General features: G+C 51.7%; 14 protein-coding genes. 10 read left to right on the top strand and 4 right to left on the bottom strand.

From position 1 onward, the window contains the following. Positions 1-46: 46 nt before the first annotated feature. Together ACLB09_RS15790 and ACLB09_RS15785 are read right to left on the bottom strand one after the other, a co-directional pair. Entirely contained in the window at positions 47-820 is a 774-nt protein-coding gene (locus ACLB09_RS15790) for a class I SAM-dependent methyltransferase (protein ID WP_410770817.1), read from the bottom strand. A gap of 115 nt (positions 821-935) precedes the next feature. Continuing rightward, on the bottom strand, positions 936-1703 hold the full coding sequence (locus ACLB09_RS15785; protein WP_410770816.1) for an ABC transporter ATP-binding protein: 768 nt from the start codon (positions 1701-1703) through the stop codon (positions 936-938). Positions 1704-2087: 384 nt separating this feature from the next. Between ACLB09_RS15785 and ACLB09_RS15780 the strand changes: the two genes are divergently transcribed. The 8 genes from ACLB09_RS15780 to ACLB09_RS15745 all read left to right on the top strand — a co-directional run bounded on the left by ACLB09_RS15780 (position 2088) and on the right by ACLB09_RS15745 (position 14350). Then, entirely contained in the window at positions 2088-4391 is a 2304-nt protein-coding gene (locus ACLB09_RS15780) for a glycoside hydrolase family 65 protein (protein ID WP_410770815.1), read from the top strand. Between the two features lies 1 nt (position 4392). Beyond that, on the top strand, positions 4393-6690 hold the full coding sequence (locus ACLB09_RS15775) for a glycoside hydrolase family 65 protein (protein ID WP_410770813.1): 2298 nt from the start codon (positions 4393-4395) through the stop codon (positions 6688-6690). 30 nt (positions 6691-6720) lie between these two features. Beyond that, positions 6721-7353: a beta-phosphoglucomutase gene (gene pgmB, locus ACLB09_RS15770; protein WP_410770812.1), complete on the top strand. Its 633-nt coding sequence runs from the start codon at positions 6721-6723 to the stop codon at positions 7351-7353. 347 nt (positions 7354-7700) lie between these two features. Further along, on the top strand, positions 7701-9509 hold the full coding sequence (locus tag ACLB09_RS15765; RefSeq protein WP_410770811.1) for a sensor histidine kinase: 1809 nt from the start codon (positions 7701-7703) through the stop codon (positions 9507-9509). A gap of 20 nt (positions 9510-9529) precedes the next feature. Continuing rightward, positions 9530-10867 (top strand): response regulator, encoded by a 1338-nt coding sequence (locus ACLB09_RS15760; RefSeq protein WP_410770810.1) that lies wholly within the window; start codon positions 9530-9532, stop codon positions 10865-10867. 94 nt (positions 10868-10961) lie between these two features. Continuing rightward, entirely contained in the window at positions 10962-11894 is a 933-nt protein-coding gene (locus ACLB09_RS15755; protein WP_410770809.1) for a carbohydrate ABC transporter permease, read from the top strand. Position 11895: 1 nt separating this feature from the next. Next, a complete protein-coding gene (locus ACLB09_RS15750; RefSeq protein ID WP_410770808.1) occupies positions 11896-12759 on the top strand; it encodes a carbohydrate ABC transporter permease in 864 nt (287 codons plus the stop codon). Positions 12760-12895: 136 nt separating this feature from the next. Next, the gene (locus tag ACLB09_RS15745; protein ID WP_410770807.1) at positions 12896-14350 is read left to right on the top strand and encodes an ABC transporter substrate-binding protein; all 1455 of its coding nucleotides are present in this window, start codon (positions 12896-12898) and stop codon (positions 14348-14350) included. Between the two features lie 69 nt (positions 14351-14419). Here the strand turns inward: ACLB09_RS15745 and ACLB09_RS15740 are convergent, their stop codons facing one another. Next, a complete protein-coding gene (locus ACLB09_RS15740; RefSeq protein WP_410770806.1) occupies positions 14420-15733 on the bottom strand; it encodes a glutamate-1-semialdehyde 2,1-aminomutase in 1314 nt (437 codons plus the stop codon). Between the two features lie 111 nt (positions 15734-15844). Beyond that, on the bottom strand, positions 15845-16939 hold the full coding sequence (locus ACLB09_RS15735) for an LCP family protein (protein WP_410770805.1): 1095 nt from the start codon (positions 16937-16939) through the stop codon (positions 15845-15847). 182 nt (positions 16940-17121) lie between these two features. On the opposite strand from ACLB09_RS15735, the gene bcp reads away from it, so the two are divergent. Both bcp and ACLB09_RS15725 read left to right on the top strand, forming a co-directional pair. Next, on the top strand, positions 17122-17598 hold the full coding sequence (gene bcp, locus ACLB09_RS15730; protein WP_410770804.1) for a thioredoxin-dependent thiol peroxidase: 477 nt from the start codon (positions 17122-17124) through the stop codon (positions 17596-17598). A gap of 182 nt (positions 17599-17780) precedes the next feature. Further along, entirely contained in the window at positions 17781-19151 is a 1371-nt protein-coding gene (locus ACLB09_RS15725) for a polysaccharide deacetylase (RefSeq protein WP_410770803.1), read from the top strand. The last annotated feature ends 5 nt before the right edge of the window (positions 19152-19156 follow it).

Below are 19156 nucleotides of genomic sequence, written 5' to 3'. Positions count from 1 at the left end.
TAAAAAACACGGCTTTCCGTATCCTCGGAAAGCCGTGTTTTAATTTTTACTGCCGCTTTACGGCCACGATCCGCAAACGTACGTAATCCGCATACCAGCTTCCGTCCCGGAACAACTCCTTTTTAGCTAGCTTCGCCACCTTATGAAGAACGTTATTTTTCTCGACTTCCTCAAAGCTCCCCAAAAACGGTCCGGCGGCGAATGCGTTCAGCCAATGGATCAAGCCGTCTTCGTCTTCTCCCAGCTTGGTAGGCCGGTCGAAATGCGCCGCATAAGATATCCGGAATCCAAGCTCCTCAAGCAATGCGCTGTATTCCCCCAAGCTGGGAAAATACCAGGGATTGAGCGGCCCGGCATCCATTCCGTAATCTTGTTCCAGGACCGTTCCCAAGCTTTGGACAATCGCAGCTACATTCCCTTTTCCTCCGAATTCGGCAACGAACCGTCCCCCGGGTTTTAAGGCGTTCCAAACCGAGGTGGCTGCGCCCCGGGCATTTTTCATCCAGTGCAGGGCCGCATTGGAGAACACCGCATCCACCGGACCGTCCAGCTCAAAATGTTCGGCATTGCCCACTCTGAAGTTAAGTTGCGGATATTTATTCCTCGCCTGTTGCACCATCGGTTCCGACAGGTCCATGCCCAGCACTTCCGCGCCGGACCTGAAAATTTCCTGAGTCAGATCCCCGGTACCGCAGCCCAGATCGAGAATCCGTTCGCCCGGTTTGGCGCCAAGCAGCTCCACGACGCCTTTTCCGTATTCCGCTACAAAACCCAGTTTTTCATCGTACAATCCGGCCTGCCAAATCTGTTTTCCGCTCATTCCCGTTTCCTCCTCGGCCATGTCATGAGTTCATTATGCGACACGAGCAGGAATTGGTGAAATATATAGTTCGAATCATCTTGATAGGTTACTCCTATAATTGTTCGGTTCCGGACTAAATGCTGAAATCTTCGGTTTCATTTCTTTTATGGTCCAGATGCCCCAAAATCACGGTTCTGAACTCCTGGAAGGCCTTGCTTGACCGCTTGCGGGGATAGGGAAGATCGATCTGGACGACGGCCTTGATCCGGCCGGGCTTGGCATCCATCACTACGACCTTCGAAGACAAAAAAACCGATTCGTCAATGTCATGAGTGACGAGGACCATGGTCGTTTTGTTATTTACCCAGATGTCATGCAAAGCTTCCTGCAAATGAGCCCGGGTAAAGGCGTCCAAGGCGCCGAAAGGTTCATCGAGCAACAGAACTTTCGGATTGCGGAGCAACGCCCTTGCTATGGCGACTCTTTGCGACATGCCTCCGGATAATTGGCGGGGATAGGCACTCTCAAATCCCGTCAAATTTACTAGCTCGATCAATCGATCGACTCTGGCCCGGACTTCCGGATCCCGTAACGGCAAATTGCCCGCGATATTTTTCTCCACCGTCATCCAGGGAAATAAACGATGCTCCTGAAAGATAAATCCCCTGTCGATCGAAGGACCGTGGACTTCGGTATCCCCAACGGTAATATATCCGTGAAAATCGGGATCCAGGCCGGCGATCAGCTTGAGCAGCGTGCTTTTTCCGCAGCCGCTGGGTCCGATGATGCTAACGAATTCGCCTTCTTGAACGGACAAGTCCAGTTGATCCAGTACGTGCACCCCTCCGTGATCATTTTTAAAGGTTTTGCTGACCCGGTTAATTTCCAATGTAGCTACCATGCTTGTTCCCCATCCTTTCTTATCTTGATTGGAATGAAAAAAAGAGACTCGGCAAAATGGCGGGCGCCGCCATCTTTCCGAATCTCCAGTGGGACTGGTCGATTTCTGAAGCATAATGAATTTGAATTGGTAATAATTTAACATTTATTTCATTAGGAATCAATACATAAAACCAACTAATTTCATTGGATTAATACAATAAATGGACTGAACCTTGGCCGTTTCCCTCATCTCCGTATGATCGCACATAAGGTCATTAGACTTGGACATTGGGCCGGTAAGTCCTCTTGGGCTAATCTGGAGAAGAACTGACTGCCTTGGCTTGGTTCATCGGCAGATAGCAGATAGATGCAAAGTAAAAGTATAAAGGAGTGGGAGCAGAGCATGCCGAAAATCGCGGATAAATACTTGGTGGTTGATCCCTGGAAAGTGGTGGAGGAAGGATTTGATCCGGCGCGCAACCGGGTTTCCGAATCGATTTTTTCACTGGGGAATGAATATATGGGCGTCAGAGGGTACCCGGAAGAAGGATATGGCGGGGATACGCTGCTCGGGAGCTATTTTAACGGCTTGTTTGAAGAGAGCAAAGTAGAAGCCCACTATAAAGGCATCATTAAATCGTTGCGTTTTATGGTAAATGCGGTGGATTGGCTGCATACCCGGATTACGATGGATGGCGAAACCTTGGATTTGGCCACGAGCCGGTTTTCCGGTTTCCGCAGGGAGCTGGATTTCAAGAGCGGCGTTTATTCGCGTGAACTGGTCTGGCATTTAGGGAACGGTAAGGATTTGAAAATCGTGTTCGAGCGGTTTGTCAGCATGACCGTCTCCAATTTGGGCTGTCAGCGGATTTGGTTCGAGCCGCTTAATTTCTCCGGCCATGTTCAAGTCAAGACCGGTCTTGATTTCTCCGTCCTGCATGAAGATCAGGGTCGTAGTTATTGGGGTACGCTGAAACGGCAGGAAGCTGGCGGGATGGCCGGCATTCTCGGCCAAACGGTAAATACAAAGAACCGATTGTTCTCCGCTTTCCGGGTGGAGGCACCCGCACAACTCGACAGCAAGCTGGTGGAGAGCGACCGGTTCATCGGCCGCGACGTGCTGCTCAAACTGGAAGAGGGTAAACGTACTGCCCTGGACAAACTGACCGTGAATTATGCGGAAAAAGATCTCAGCCGCGATCACGAGAACGTATGGCGGAATGGCATGGAGCTGGCGGGGCAATACGCGGACCTGTCCTATGATCAGGCGGCCTTGCAACAGCGAGAGTATTGGACCAGGGTCTGGAACGCCTCCGATATTATTATTGAAGGGGACCCGGAAAACCAGCAGGGGATCCGCTTCTGTATTTTCCAAATGTATCAGACTTATCACGGCGATAACCCTGGTTTCAACATCGGGGCCAAAGGGCTGACCGGTGAAGCTTACCGCGGCCTGGCTTTCTGGGATACGGAATCGTACTGCCTGCCGTTCTATATTTTCAACAATCCGAAGGCGGCCAAGAGTCTCCTGGAATTCCGCTATAAATCGCTTCCTTATGCGCTGCAGCGGGCGAAGGAGCTGGATTGCGAAGGCGCGTTCTATCCGATCGCCACCATCGATGGTACGGAGAGTTGCGACTTGTGGCAGCATTCCAACCTGCAATTGCATGTAGGCACCGCGGTCGCTTATGGCATCCGCCATTACGTCAACATTACGGGCGATACCGCCTTCTTGCATGAAAAGGGCCTGGAAATGCTGATTCAAATCAGCCGTTTCTACGCCACTCGAGGGCAATTCGGGCAAAAGACCGGCGAGTACGGTTATTTTGGCGTCATGGGTCCCGATGAATTCCAATTGATGGTCAACAACAACTGCTATATTAACCTGATGGCCAAAAAAATGTTCGAATACACCCTGGAGTCGATCAGTGAAATGCGCGCTGTGAACGCAGCTGCTTTTGATGAGCTTGCGGAGCGGCTGGTGTTGACGGAAGAGGAGCAGGCCGACTGGGCGGCCAAGGCCGCACGCATGAAGATTCCGCAAGACCAAGAAAGCGGGATTTACGAGGAGCATGACGGCTTTTTCGATCTGCCGCATCTCGATATCCACTCTATACCGGTAACCGAGTTCCCGCTTTATTCGCATTGGTCTTACGACCGCCTGTACCGGTACGACATGATCAAGCAGCCGGATGTGCTGATGTTCATGTTCCTGTACAGCGGGCAATTCCCGCTGGAGGAGAAGCGCGCCAACTACGATTATTATGAATCGAGATGTATTCATGAATCGTCGCTATCGCCATCGATCCACTCCATCATCGCAGCCGAGATCGGCCGGCCGGAGGAAGCATACAAGTTCTTCGAATTTGCGACGCGACTCGATCTGGACAACTATAACCGCAATACCCGCGAGGGCCTGCATACCACGTCGATTGCCGCAGCTTGGATGAATATCGTATACGGCTTCGGCGGTATGCGCTCGGACGGAGAAAAACTCGTGTTTAATCCGAGCATCCCTGAACGGTGGGGTCAATACAGCTTCCCGATCACCTTCCGCGGAACGAAGCTGGCCGTGGAAGTGAACAAGGAGTATGCGTACTTCCGTGCCGAGTCGGGCGAACCCGTGGAAATTTGTCTGTACGGTCATAGCTACCGGGTCGGGGCCGAGGGCATCAAGGTCGCTTTGGAACAAGTAAAGGCAGGGTGACATGGTGAATTGGAGAATACGGGAGCAGGGGTTCGATAAATACCGGATTGCCGCAAACGGCAATAAATTCATGATCGGTAACGGATATATGGGTTACCGGGGCACGATGGAAGAATTCGCCCGGGAAGAGCTGACGGCCACGACGTTGGCCGGGCTGTATGACCGGGTGGAAGGGAAATGGCGCGAGCCGGTGAACGCGCCGAACGGCCTATTTACAGTCGCAGAGTATGAGGGGACGCCGCTTGGCGTCCTGTCCTCGGAAGCGAAGGTGCTGGAGCACGAGCAGGAGCTTGATATCCGGCAGGCGGTGCACCGCCGCGAGACGGTGTTCGGGATTCCCGGCGGAGCGGAAGAATGCCGGGTCACGGTTAGCGCGGAGCGGTTCGTGAGCGCGGAGCGGCTGAACCTGCTCGCCGCCAAAATCTCGGTCACGGCTAGCGCGGATGGCGAGCTGGTGATCCGCACGGGCATTGACGGCGAGGTGTGGGACATCAACGGCCCGCATCTCGAAGGGTTAGCCGGGCGCGAAGCCGAAGGCAGCTTGATACTTGCCGGAACGACACAGGAACTGAAAGTGCCTGTGGCTGTCGCGGAAGCGGCAAGCTATGACTTTGACGCGGAAGCAGTCATAGCGGATACAGTGGCAACCCCGGGATTCATGTCCCGGGAAATCCGTCTGCAATGCCGCGCGGGCGAGACGTATACGATTTATAAATACGCAGCGGTGTTTACCGGCCTTGATGGTGTCGGCGATCCCGGCGAAGCAGCGCTGCGGCTAATCCGGGAGGCCGCCGCCCTTGGATATGAAGAGCTGCTGCGGGAGCACGCGGCGCGATGGGATGAGAAGTGGAGCCGCACCGATGTGGTGATTGAAGGCGACGAAGAAGCCCAACTGGCGCTACGCTACAGCCTGTATCAGCTGCTGATCATCGCGCCGGAGCATTCCGAGAAGCTGTCGATCCCGGCGCGCGGATTGTCGGGCCAGGTTTATAAAGGCGCGGTGTTCTGGGATACGGAAATGTTCATGCTGCCGTTCTTCTTATACACTCAGCCGGAAACGGCCCGTAATCTGATGATGTACCGGGTGCATACGCTGGACGGCGCGCGCAGGAAAGCCGCGGAATACGGCTATGAAGGCGCGTTTTACGCGTGGGAAAGCCAGGAGAGCGGCGATGATGCATGCACGCTGTTCAACGTCAACGACGTGTTTACCGGCCGGCCGATGCGTACTTATTTCCGCGATAAGCAGGTGCACATCAGCGCGGACGTGGCTTACGGGATCTGGCAGTATTACAGCTTCAGCGGAGACGGTAGCCTGCTGTTGAACGGCGGAGCGGAAACGGTATGGGAGTGCGCAAGATTTTTTTACTCCTATGCCTATTTCAATCCCGGCAAACAGCGCTACGAAATTCTCGATGTCACCGGGCCGGACGAATATCATGAGCGGGTGAACAACAATGCGTTTACGAATGCCCTGGTCAAACGATCCCTATACATCGCCCTGGAAGCAATGGATTTCCTGCGCACGTATGACCCGCAGCAATATGAGGCGCTCGTTAAGGGAAGCGCGATTCAGCCGGAACATATCCGCGATCTGCATGATCGCCTGTACGTGCCGCAGCCGGACGCCGAGACCAAGTTGATCGAGCAATTCGACAGATACTATACGCTTGAAGATGTTCCGTTGCCGGAACTGAAATCGAGAGTGTTGAATAAGAACGAATATTGGGGCGGCGGAAACGGCCTGGCAACGACCACGCAAATATTGAAGCAGGCTGATGTGGTGCTGATGCTGCATTTGTTCCAGGACCGATATGACCGGGAAACAAAGAAAGCGAACTGGGAGTATTATGAACCGCGCACCGAGCACGGCTCGAGCTTGAGCTCCTGTATCTATGCCCTGGTGGCCGCGGATATCGGTTCTTCGGAATGGGCGTATCCTTACTTCCTGCGAACGGCGACCATTGACCTGACCGGGGATTCCAAGCAATACGTCGGAGATCTGTATATCGGCGGCACGCATCCCGCAGCCAACGGGGGCGCCTGGATGGCGGCGGTACTAGGGTTTGCCGGAATCTCCTTCGACGGAAAGACGGCAAGCATTAATCCGTCGATGCCGCAGAAATGGCAGGCGGTGGAACTTCCACTGATCCTGAAAGGCCAATCCTTCAAGGTTCGCGTCATGCCGACCGGCGTTACTGTAGAAGCTGGGGGAGATAACGGCGAAGCGGTAGCGTTCAAGATCGGGACTCGTAAAATTCAGGTCGCGCCCGGCGAGACGGCTAGGGTAGAGCTGTAAAAAAATAGAACCAGGCAAGGAGAGAACATCATGCTGGAAACGATGAAAGGCGCGATCTTCGATTTGGACGGAGTGATCGTGGATACGGCGAAATACCACTACCTGGCTTGGCGCTCCTTGGCGCAGCGGCTCGGGTTCGAATTCACGGAGGAAGACAACGAACGGCTTAAAGGGGTCAGCCGGACGGAATCGCTGCAAATTTTACTGGAGGTCGGCGGCGTCGAAGCCGATGAGGCCGAGCGGCTCGAAATGGCCGACGCCAAAAACAAGGAGTACGTGGACTATATTTCCCGGCTGGAGCCATCGGAAATTTTGCCGGGGGCCAGGGAGTATTTGCTGTTGCTGAGAAGCAAAGGAGTTAGGGTTGCGCTCGGCTCGGCGAGCAAGAATGCGGAGTTCATTCTGAACCGGCTCGGGATAGCGGAGCTGTTCGACGCCATCATCGATGGTACGAAAGTATCCAAGGCCAAGCCGGACCCGGAGGTGTTTCTGGCGGCCAGTGCAGCGCTTGGGTTGGAGCCGTCCGAATGCGTCGTGTTCGAGGACGCGGCGGCCGGAGTACAGGCCGGAAAATCGGCCGGCAGCAAGGTGGTCGGCATCGGCAGCGCCGATATTTTGGCGGCGGCCGACCGCGTGATCGGCGGTTTATATGAGCTCGTTTGAAAATCAAACCGGACTCGAAACGAGACCTGAGGCGAAGCCTCGGGTCTTTTTCATGTCTTCCGTTTAATTTTTGCTGGCAAGCCGCCCGAAATCCTTTACACTAGGGAGGAAAAGGCGCGCGGAGCGAAAGATCCCATCGGAGAAACGCTCATGATGTGCGTAGAAATGCGCATACTTGCCGGTTTTTAATCTTGCTACACTTAAAGTGCGTGTTCAAAAAGTCGACTTTTCAGCACCGGGAAGGCCCGCCTGAATGCAAGATTCGATGCGGGTATGCAACCTGGAATACTTCGTGATCAAAAGATGACTTTTTGAACTACCTCTTAAGGGGTCAGGGGGCAAATTCGTTGAAATTTAAACTTACCAATCCGCTCAATAAAATGAACGTAAAGCAGCAGTTGTTCCTGCTGTTTCTCGTGATCATCATTCCGCTGTTTGTGTTGAACTCCTATGGCAATTACCGGGCGGGGCAAATTTTGAAAAGGCATGTGACGAATGCCTATATCGAGCTGAGCAAGCAAAATTTCCGGCTTATCAATCGCGATATCGAAGCGGTGAACAAAGTCACGTCGACCGTGTTCCAGAATTCGCTGCTGCAGCAATTAAATCCGATCTCAAGCGAGGAAACCGTGCTCGAACGGGTGAAACACTACGAAAAACTGGAGAACCTGCTTACCAATTATTCGCAGGAAACGGACGAGCGCGAACCGCTGTATTATTCGCTCTATGTCTATGACCCGGAGAATACCTATTTCTTCGCGCCATTTTATCCGGGACCGCGAAAGTCGGGGGTGTACTTCTTCTCGGATGAAGAAAAGCCGGAATGGTTCGATGAAGCGGTCGAGAAGAAAGGGGAGGGATACCTCAGAACGGTCGAGCATTTATCGTTGCCTTCCAAAGGACAGGAGAGCCAGAGAACGCTCGCCTACATCCGTGCGATCAACAGCATCTACAAGAACGGGACGATCGGGGTGCTGGTCGTGACGAATCTGGACGGACGGATCGGCGAATCCCTGCAAACCGTTTCCCTGCCGGAAGGGGAGTTATATTTTACGGATTATGATAACCGGATCTTGACCTCCCGGACAACGGAGCATAGCGCGGTACTGGAGTTGCCTCCCGAAGCGGAGACTGGCGATACCGCTATCGGCGTGAAGGATATCATCACCGATAAATTTATTTATGTCATTAATTATAATCGCATCATACAGCAAAAGCTGGTTTACAAGGTGCCGGTTCAAGCTTTGCTGCAGCAGCAGAACGAGATCAAGCAGGTCATTCAGCTGATTTCGATCGTTTTTTTTGCCGGCAGTCTGATTTTCATGCTCTATTTTTGGCGCTCGCTCATGATGCCGATCCAGAAGCTGGTTTATTTCGTCAGGCGGTATGAACCCGGAAACGTAGTGCCGGAAACGCCGCGGCGAAACAAGAACGATGAGATCAGCGTGCTGATGTTCACGATTTATGACATGGCTCGCCGCCTGAACGATTTGGTTCATTATAAATACGCGATGGATTTGAAGCAGAAGGAATCGCAGTTACAGATCCTTTATCAGCAAATCAACCCCCATTTGTTGTACAACACCCTGGAGAGCATTTACTGGAAAAGCTCCATGGAAGGGAACAACGTCTCCGCGGAGATGATCAAGGAACTTTCAAAGCTAATGAAAATCAGCCTTAGCCGGGGCAGGGAACTGATTACGCTTGAGGAGGAACTGGAGCATGCATCGGCTTATATCAAACTCCAGCAGCACCGTTACGACTATCAATTCCGGGTCTCGATCAGCATCCCGGAAGACTTGCTTCCGGTCGTCATTCCCAAGATTTCGCTTCAGCCCTTGATCGAGAACGGGATTATCCACGGGGTGAAGCATATGGGCGAGGACGGGGAGATCGTGATCAGCGCCCATGGAGATAAGGCAAACATATACCTGCTAATCGAAGATAACGGATATAAGCCGGTGGACTATGACATGATCAACCGGCTGCTGGAAGAGGAAAGCCCGAATCCGGCGTCCGGATACGGCATCCGTAACATCCACCAGCGTATCCGGCTGCATTTTGGACCGGACTACGGTCTGTCTTACGAGGTACGGCGGGGAGGCGGGACGAAGGTGACCCTTCATCTTCCCAGATCGCTTCCGTCGCAGGAATAAGCAACCAGGAGGAATTTAACATGTACAATATTTTGGTCGTCGACGACGAACCGTTGATTTGCAAAGGCTTGGCGGGACTGCTAACCTCGTCCGGACTAGGAATCGGAGCGATTTATACCGCCTATAGCGGCCATGAGGCGCTGGACTACATCCGGATGGAAGAGATCGATCTGCTGGTCACGGACATCCAGATGGGCGAGATGAACGGCATCGAGCTGATGCATCAGGCTAAAATGATCAAGCCCTGGGTGCAGACGATCATTATATCCGCGCACGAGACTTTCCAATATGCGCAAATGGCGCTCCGGCTCGGAGCCAGGGATTATTTGATCAAGCCGCTGGGCAGAGAACAATTTCTTGATTCGGTCAGAAACACGCTGCTTAAGATGGATAAGCCGGTGCCGCAAATCGATGATTTTCTGTTGCAAGGTACCGAGCATTTTCATATGGAGGAGCTCCGGCCGGAACAAAATGAACGCTTAAAAACATTGCTCATGACATCCTCGCCGGCGGGGGACGATGTCGAATTGCGGGAATTGGAGTATGAGTTGGGAGTCCGCGGCCCTTATTTTTCCGTCATCAAATTGAGCCTGGATCACCGCAAAGCAAGCGGCGAAGCCAGGAACCCCGCATATACCGACAGGGACGCCAACCTGTTCCGCTATGCGGCCTTGAACGTAGCCAAAGAACTGCTGTACAAGGAGTGGAATGCGCTGGCCTGTTATTCCGCCGATCGGGAAATCAGCATCCTGCTGCAATGGAATGAGGCGGAGTACGCCGAGTTGGACGTGAATAAAATCAACCAGCTTGAGATGATCGGGCGCAGCTTGCACCATCATGTGAAGAAATATCTCGGTATCGAAGCGACGGTCGGCATTAGCCAGATTTTGAAAGGCGCCGAATTTTTGGCCGTTCTGAGCAGACAGGCGGATAAAGCGGTCCTTTGGGGCGCGGATCAAGGAGATTATCACGTTTTTTATTACGGCGATTTCAACTGGACCAACCATGCCCAAGATCCTTCCGCGGAAGAATTGTCCTCGCAGAACAACCGGATCGTTCAGAGTGCCAAACAATATATCGAAGCGAACTACAGCCAGAAAGGATTAACCATTCATGACGTGGCCAAGAAGAATCATGTCAGCCCCAATTATCTCAGTTATCTTTTCAAAAAAAATACCGGTTACAATCTATGGGAATATGTCATCAAGCTGAGAATGGAGGAGAGCAAGTCCCTGATTCTGAATACGGATCTGCGCCGCTATGAGATCGCCGAGCAAGTCGGTTACGAATCGCCGGAACATTTCAGCAAAATATTCAAAAAATATTTTGGCGTCAGCCCCAGCGAATTGAAGAAGTAGTAACGGCTATACTTCACATAGTATTACACATGTTCGAACTCTCCTCTATTTCTTAAAATGAAAGCTGGACACTAAAGAGGAATGAGGGAGACTCATGGAACAATCGGTGATTTCACCAGGTAACAGGGTAAAGGGGCCTGAGAGAGAGACCAAAAAGCTCAAACGGACGTCAAACTGGAAAAAGTATATGTGGGGATATCTTTTTCTTGTTCCGGCTATCGTCATTTTTATTATTTTCTTATGGGTTCCGATCATTAAAGGGATGGTTTACAGTTTTTACAACATCGATTTCGTAAAAGGCAATACGTTTGTCGGGTTCGATAACTATATCAAGATTTTTAATAATCCGGACCTGTGGATCTCCGTAAAGAACACGTTATATTTTATGTTCCTTACGCTCATCATCGGTTTCTGGGTGCCGATCGCGGCAGCTATCGCCATTTCGGAGTTGAAGTTTTTTCAAGGCTTCGCCCGGATCGCGGCCTATTTGCCCTTTGTCGTTCCGGGAGTCGTTCTGTACGGCATGTGGAGATGGATGTATGATCCGGTAGGACCGATCAACGCCCTGTTGGGCTGGTTTGGAGCCGATCCGGTGTCGTTTATTTCCGACGGGCGATTCTCCATGATATCCATTGTTTTCATGGAAACGTGGCAGCAATTCGGATCGGCGATGTTAATCTATCTGGCCGGCGTGCTAAGTATCCCGAGAGATTGGTATGAAGCGGCCGAAATCGACGGGGCGGGGGTTTGGAGCCGGATCAAATATATTACGCTTCCTTCCATGCGCAGCTTGATCATGTTAATGCTCATTTTGCAAATCATCGGTACATCTCAAGCCTATCAATCCCAATTGGCCATGCTGGATGGGGGGCCGAACAAAGCTACGCTGACCTATGCGTTATTTACGGTGAAAAACGCATTTACTCAGCTCGATTACGGAGCCGGTACGGCGCTTGGTGTGCTTATGTTTATCGTCTTGGGTATTCTCGGCATCATTCAATTCAAGCTTAACAGGGAGGAATATTAAGATGGAGAGAGGTATCCTGTCGCCTTCGGACTTGCAGAAACCCGTCAACAAAATCGTCTATGGCTTCATGGTTTTATGTATAGCCGTCATGGCCTTTACAATGTTATATCCGATTGCTATGACCATGTTTAACGGTTTGAAGAGCAATCCTGAAATCAACACGTTCCCTCCGAAGTTCTTTCCGACGAAATGGCATTGGGAGAACTTCTCCAAGGGTTGGAACTATATCCCCTTGCTGGTATATCTGAAAAATACAATGTTTATTTTTTTAGGCAATCTCATCATGACCATTATGGTACTCGGACTGGCTTCGTTCAGTATTTCGCGGATTCGCGTTCCTTACAGCCGAGCCGTATATTTCTTCATTTTGTTGACGCTGTTTATTCCGGCAGCCAGCTATATGATTCCAAACTTCGTAAATCTGAAAGAGCTGGGGCTGCTTAATTCTTATTGGGCATTCTGGCTTCCGGCCGGAGCAAATGCGTACTTTTTCTTATTGATGAAGAACTTTTTCGACGGCATTCACCCGGAAATTTTTGAAGCGGCCCGGATCGACGGAGCGTCGGAACTTACCAGTTATTTAAGAATTGCCATTCCGTTGTCGATTCCGATCTTCGCGACATTGTCCATCTTTATTTTCTCCACGGCTTGGAACGATTGGTTCTGGCCTTCGCTGGTCATGCAAACGGAAGATAAGTACACGCTGGCAACAGCCATCTATAAATACGTGATCAACGCCCGAAATTTGGACAGCAGCATCAAGTTTTCAATTCTGTTTATGGTCATGGTGCCGCCGATCTTCGTATTCCTGGTCTTCCAGAAGTTTATTGTGCGCAGTGTCAGCCTGACGGCGGTCAAGGGATAGCGTTTACATTTAGCGTAGCGCTGCGCATGATCGTCATATGAATGCACATCGTCGGTTACCGGTTTCTCTTCTAAGATAGAAATGTAACTAAACGAGGATTAAAGCCTCGATAACATTTATGAAAAGGGGAGTTTGAATGCGCAAGTTCTCAGCATTATTGATGTGCCTCATGCTGTTCGGTTCGCTGCTTGCAGCGTGCGGCGGAGGCAACAAGAACACGGAAAGTCAGACCAATAACGGAGGGGCAGCTTCGGGTAACTCGAACGGAGGCAATGCGGCTCAGTCGGAAGAACCGGCTGACGATATTACGCAAAGAAAAGTAACGCTTAAAATTCACTATCCATTACCGGATGAAACTACGCTTCGCGCTCAAGAAGACGATAAAATCGCCCGGTTCCAAGCCAAATATCCAAACGTGACGATCGTAAAAGATGACTGGCAATATAGCGTCAATGAGATCGGTGTGAAAATGGCCTCCAATGAAGCGCCGACTTTCTACAACACTTGGGCGACCGAAGCGCAGCTGCTCGTGGAGCGTGGTTGGGTAGCCGATATTACGGAACTTTGGAACAACTGGGAGTACAAGGACGATATTAATCCGGTTCTGCAAAATCAATTTATCGTCGACGGTAAAGTCTACGGAATCACTCAAAACGGTTATGTTACGTCCACGGTTGTGAACAAGAAGCTTCTGGAAGCGAAGAACCTCGAAATTCCGGCTCTCGACTGGACTTGGGACGATATGTACAACACCGCTAAAGGAGCAGCCGATCCGAAAAAAGGCATCTCCGGAATTGCTCCGATGGGCAAAGGAAATGAAGCGGGCTGGAACTGGACGAATTTCCTGTTCGAAGCCGGCGGAGATATTGAAACAAACGCAGATGGCAAGGTTACGGCCGTATTCAACTCTGACGCCGGAGTCAAGGCGCTGGATTTCTATAAGAAGCTGAGATGGGAAGCCAATGCGATTCCGCAAGATTGGGCGCTGGGCTGGGGCGATGCCATAAGCTCGTTCCAACAAGGCCGGACGGCCATGGTGATCGCCGGAGCATTTGACGTAGTTCAGGCGGCATTGAACGAAGGCGGAATGAAGCCTGAGGATGTCATCGTTTATCCGATGCCGGCTGCGGAAAAAGGCGGCAAGCATTTCGGGATTTTGGGCGGTAACTATCTTGTAATCAACCCGAACGCAACGAAAGACGAACAAGAGATGGCATTCCGTTACATTACGTTCGACTACTTTACCGATGACGCGCTGAAATCTGCTGAAGACACCATTCAAGCTCGTAAAGCGGAAGGCAAATACTATATTCCGACTCCGCTTGAATACTTCAGTGAAGATTCCGAATATGCCAAGAAAATTCAAGCGATTTACGACAAGTACGACAATGTATACAAATATGATCCAAACCTCTTTGGTCTGCTGGAAGGCAAACCGGAAGCCCAATTTGGAACCCAGGACTTCTATGCGACGATGTCCAACGTGGTGCAGGAATCGTTCTCCAAGAAAGGTACGGATTCTAAGCAGCAGCTGGATGTAGCCGCAAAATATGTGCAAGAGAACTTTTTTGATAAAATTGAAGCCAAATAAGGGAATGCAATAATTAAAGGCTGCCCGTCGTAGTTTTGCTACGGCGGGCAGCCTTTTTATCGGTACTAATTATTTTGAACTTATTTCCTTGAACGACGCCTCGGCAGCCTCCAGCGTGAAGTCGATATCTTCTTCCTTATGCGCCGTCGTCAGGAACCAGGCTTCGTACTTCGACGGGGCGAGATTGACGCCCCGGTTCAGCATGGCGCGGAAGAACGCGGCAAAGGCTTCGCCGTCGGTATCCTGCGCCTCGTCGTAATTCGTGACCGGATGGTCGCAGAAGTGGGTGGAGAAGGAGCCGCGAATCCGGTTGATCGTGAGCGGCACGCCATGGCGCCGGGCGGAATCGGTCAAGCCGTCTGTCAGCTTGACGGTCAGGCGTTCCATCTCTTCGTAGACGCCCTCACCCCTCAGCACTTCCAGGCAGGCGATACCCGCGGAAATGGATGCAGGGTTACCCGCCATCGTCCCGGCCTGGTACGCCGGTCCGAGCGGAGCGACCTGCTCCATGACTTCCTTGCTGCCGCCGTAAGCTCCGATCGGCAGGCCGCCGCCGATGATTTTGCCGAGTGCGGTCAGGTCCGGCTTGATCAGGTCATGATTGGCAAGACCGGCATAGGTTTGAGACGATCCGTAATGGAAGCGAAAGGCGGTGATGACTTCGTCGTAAATGACGAGCGCGCCATAATACCGCGCAAGGCGGCAAACTTCCTCGAGGAATCCCGGCTCAGGCATGACCATGCCGAAGTTGCCGACGATCGGTTCGACCATGACGGCGGCTACGTCGTCCCCCCATTGTTCGAGAGCATCTCCCAGTGCCTCCGCGTCGTTGAACGGCACCGTGATCACTTCTTGGGCGATGCTTGTCGGAATCCCGGCGCTGTCCGGAATGCCGAGCGTGGACGGCCCGGAACCGGCGGCCACCAGCACCAAATCGGAATGGCCGTGGTAGCATCCGGCAAATTTGATGATTTTGTTGCGTTTCGTATAGGCGCGGGCCACCCGGATCGTCGTCATCACGGCTTCCGTGCCGGAATTGACGAACCGGACCTTGTCCATCGAAGGAATGGCTTCCTTCAACATGACGGCCAGCTTGATCTCCAATTCCGTCGGCGTTCCGTATAACGTGCCGTTTGCGGCCGCTTCCTGAATCGCTTTGGTTACATGCGGATGGGCATGGCCCGTGATGATCGGTCCGTAGGCGGCAAGGTAGTCGACGTAACGATTTCCGTCCACGTCCCAGAAATACGCGCCTTCAGCCTTTTTCATAAAGACGGGCGCCCCGCCCCCGACCGCCTTGAATGAGCGGGAAGGGCTGTTGACGCCGCCGACAATGTGTTTCAATGCTTCTTCGTACAGAAGTTCCGATTGCTTTCGGTTCATATAAGTAAAACGTCCTTTCAGAATAGGTTCGGATGAACAAGATGTTGTCCTGTTCACCGCAAGGAGCCGCAGCTTAAATCACAACTTGAGGCTTAGGCAACTTCCTCCGGCTCAAGGTCCGGTGGAAGTTGTTTGCCCGTTATCGCTGTCTCCCGAACCGTTTGCGCTTCCGTCAGCCGAGTTGTCGCCTCCGCCGTTTTCCGTTCCGGAAGTGCCGCTATCCGTTTCAGTACCCGTATTAGTTTCGGTTGTTGTTCTATTAAATACTTCTTCCACGTAAGCTTTGAGCTCCTCCTCGCTGCGAACGCCCAATACGGCCGAACCTCCGACCGTTTTTTCCACGAGCAGTTCCATTGGCGGAATCTGTTCGCTGGAGCTCATATCGCTAGAGTAGCCTACCGTGGCGAGCTTCCACATATCTTCGACCGACAGGTTGGTATCGATATACGGATTCACTTTGTCCAGAATCGACGGGAGCTTCATAATCGAGGTGGTCGATTTCATTTTATCCGCTACGGCTTTCAGGAAGTTCCGCTGGCGCTCCGTCCGGGTAAAGTCGGACATGGCGTCATGACGGAAACGCACGTATTGCAGCGCTGTATTGCCGTCGAGGTGCTGCTGGCCTTTTTTTAGATCGATATCAAACTCGTGGTTATCCGCTTTGCTGGTATAGTGCATATCTTTTTCCACGTAAAAATCAACCCCGCCAACGGCATCGACCAGCTCTTTGAACCCCTGGAAGTCGGTGTATACGTAATATTGGATCGGAATGCCAAGCAGATCGGATACCGCCTTCATGGCCGTGTTCGGTCCATGCGTGATCGCCGTGTTAATGCGGTCCGAGCCGTGTTCCGGAATTTCCGTATAAGTGTCGCGCATGATGGAGAAGAGATAGATCTTTTTGGCGACCGGATCAAGCGAAGCGACTAGCATCGTATCGGAACGGGGGATTTCCCCCTTTTTCAGGCCGCGGGCATCGACGCCCATCAGCAGGATATTGACGCGTTCGGTTCCTTCCCATTTCGGAGGTTCGGGAACTTTCGTTTCGGTCGGTTGTACCTTATAAAATGGAGAGTCTTCGCCGGTCTTTTGGAAGTCGTCGACCTGGTTGTAAATGGCGGTGAAGTAATAAGCCACGAAAGCGGCGACGGCGACCAGAACTCCTACCACAGACCAGATGATCGCTCGTTTAGTGCGTTTTGTCATTTTGTTCGTCCTTTCAGAGAAAAACGAATAAATTCGCTTCAAAAATGGATGTCTTCATATCATTACATTATAATTTCTTTTATAATTACAATCAATTTATCATATTTAGGCAATTTTGAATGTAATGAAGGAAGATTCACAACGATATTGGAGCTGAAATTGGATAAGGAGAGAAACCTATCATGACAGAGAAACAAGTTCAACCGGGGCAACCCGTTCCCGATTTCCGGCTTCCGGCGAGCGGCGGGGGAGAGGTGTCGCTGGGCGATTTTCGCGGGCGCAAGGTCGTCATTTATTTTTATCCGAAAAATATGACCCCGGCCTGCACGCAGGAAGCTTGCGATTTCCGCGACCGCAGCGTGCAGCTTCAGAAGGAAGGAGCGGTCGTGCTGGGCATCAGCGGCGATCCGGTGAAATCCCATGACCGGTTCAAGGAGAAGCAGAGCCTTCCTTTCCCGCTGTTGTCGGACGAAAACCATGAGGTTTGCCGCTTGTTCGGTGTATGGCAACTTAAGAAACTGTACGGCCGCGAATACGAGGGGATTGTACGCTCCACTTTCCTGATCGACGAGGAGGGCACGCTAGTTAAAGAATGGCGCGGAGTCCGGGTTAAAGGTCATGCGGATCAGGTGGTGGAGGCCGTTAGAGCGCTGCGATAAATAGAGAATGCAACGAATAATATAAGGATCGCCAGCTTGTCGGTAGGACATGCGATGGCGGTCTTTATTATTTTTAGGGAATTATTTCTCTTCCTCGTTTGATGAAGTCTATTTTCTCTTCTACCTTCATACAATCTACCAGAAAGCAAAATGATTGATATAAACGGCGGAGGTAGAAATAAATGAGAAAAAGATGGATGTCGAGTTTAAAAAAGTTTCGCATAGCGGCAATCGTAATCATCGTGATCCTCACCGCAGTTTCGATCTATGGGGAGAGGGAGACCGCCATGCCCGCGGTATCGGCCCATTCCTTGACGGCCGTCCAGAATCCGGAGCGCGCGGTCGCTGCGGAGACAACTGCGTTGCCTGTGGCATCCCGCGTGGAGCTTGCAGCGTTACCGGAGGAGGAGACGGAGGCAACGGCTAAACTTTTACCCACCGTCTCAAGCTCAAAGTCAGACAAGGCTGTGCCCGGGAAAAAGGAAAATGAAAATGAAAAGGTCGTCTATCTGACTTTTGACGACGGGCCAAGCAAGCTGACGGATGAGGTATTATCCATATTAAAGGAAGAGGAAGTTACCGCCACCTTTTTCGTGTTGGGCGAGCATGCCAAGCAATCCCCGGAGATTATTCGGCGTACGGCGGAAGCCGGACATGCTATCGGAAATCATACCTATAATCATGAATATAGCGATTTGTACAGCAGTTTTCCCCGGTTTTGGAATCAGATCAAGCAGACGGAAGAAGTGTTGTGTGAAATCACGGGGGAACGTCCCGTTATGCTGCGGGCTCCGGGAGGGACTTACGGCCATTTTGATGAAACTTATTTCAAGTTGCTGGAACAGGGCGGATATAAAGTGTTCGATTGGGACGTAGACAGCGGGGACTCCAGACGAAAAGGGGTACCGGCCGCGGAAATCGTCAAAAATGCAACCTCGGAGAAGCTGAAAAATGAAATGATTGTTTTGCTGCATGACGGAACGGGACATGCGGAGTCCGTAAAGGCATTGCCGGAAATCATCAAATTTTATAAAAAACACGGTTACGTGTTCCGCGTACTCACTCCGGAACAGACACCGGTTCAATTCAGTTTGGCCGCTTCGGTCAAGGGCAAAACAAAGTCAGCGCCTTCAGCCGCTTGGATTGAGAATCATGTCTTGCCGAATGCGGCGTTGTTCGGACCGGGTCAGCCGTTGTACGTGGAAGCCGGAGGAGTCCAAACGAAGCTGGAATCGGGGGAATACGAACTTAGCGACGGCCAGTATATGGTACCGCTGCGGCCTTTGATGGAGCGTCTGGGAGCCAAAGTGAACTGGGATGGGCAAACCCAATCCGTACTGGTCATTTGGGGAGACACCGCGATTACGATAGATCCGCGCAAGGAAACTCTTGTGTCTCAAGGGGGGAATCTGCCCGCCGAGACCCTGCCGGTGACTTTCAGCCGGAAGTACGATTCGCTTTGGATATCTCTTAGGCCGTTGCTGGAATCGACCGGTCATCCTATCGTTTCGTTTGACTCCGGCCAGCATGAACGGAGAGTCAAGGCTTTATAAGTCAA

Source organism: Fontibacillus forbon, from assembly GCF_046559655.1.
Lineage (GTDB): Bacteria > Bacillota > Bacilli > Paenibacillales > Paenibacillaceae > Fontibacillus.
Note: the sequence above shows the minus strand (reverse complement) of the source record. Positions and strands in the feature narration are given on the sequence as shown.

What these genes read in the sequence shown, in the direction of transcription:
- ACLB09_RS15755 (WP_410770809.1), top strand. Translation starts at nt 10,962, where the DNA reads ATGGAACAATCGGTGATTTCACCAGGTAACAGGGTAAAGGGGCCTGAG.
- ACLB09_RS15725 (WP_410770803.1), top strand. Translation starts at nt 17,781, where the DNA reads ATGAGAAAAAGATGGATGTCGAGTTTAAAAAAGTTTCGCATAGCGGCA.
- ACLB09_RS15750 (WP_410770808.1), top strand. Translation starts at nt 11,896, where the DNA reads ATGGAGAGAGGTATCCTGTCGCCTTCGGACTTGCAGAAACCCGTCAAC.
- ACLB09_RS15760 (WP_410770810.1), top strand. Translation starts at nt 9,530, where the DNA reads ATGTACAATATTTTGGTCGTCGACGACGAACCGTTGATTTGCAAAGGC.
- ACLB09_RS15745 (WP_410770807.1), top strand. Translation starts at nt 12,896, where the DNA reads ATGCGCAAGTTCTCAGCATTATTGATGTGCCTCATGCTGTTCGGTTCG.
- ACLB09_RS15740 (WP_410770806.1), bottom strand. Translation starts at nt 15,733, where the DNA reads ATGAACCGAAAGCAATCGGAACTTCTGTACGAAGAAGCATTGAAACAC.
- bcp (WP_410770804.1), top strand. Translation starts at nt 17,122, where the DNA reads ATGACAGAGAAACAAGTTCAACCGGGGCAACCCGTTCCCGATTTCCGG.
- ACLB09_RS15780 (WP_410770815.1), top strand. Translation starts at nt 2,088, where the DNA reads ATGCCGAAAATCGCGGATAAATACTTGGTGGTTGATCCCTGGAAAGTG.
- pgmB (WP_410770812.1), top strand. Translation starts at nt 6,721, where the DNA reads ATGCTGGAAACGATGAAAGGCGCGATCTTCGATTTGGACGGAGTGATC.
- ACLB09_RS15735 (WP_410770805.1), bottom strand. Translation starts at nt 16,939, where the DNA reads ATGACAAAACGCACTAAACGAGCGATCATCTGGTCTGTGGTAGGAGTT.
- ACLB09_RS15790 (WP_410770817.1), bottom strand. Translation starts at nt 820, where the DNA reads ATGAGCGGAAAACAGATTTGGCAGGCCGGATTGTACGATGAAAAACTG.
- ACLB09_RS15775 (WP_410770813.1), top strand. Translation starts at nt 4,393, where the DNA reads ATGGTGAATTGGAGAATACGGGAGCAGGGGTTCGATAAATACCGGATT.
- ACLB09_RS15785 (WP_410770816.1), bottom strand. Translation starts at nt 1,703, where the DNA reads ATGGTAGCTACATTGGAAATTAACCGGGTCAGCAAAACCTTTAAAAAT.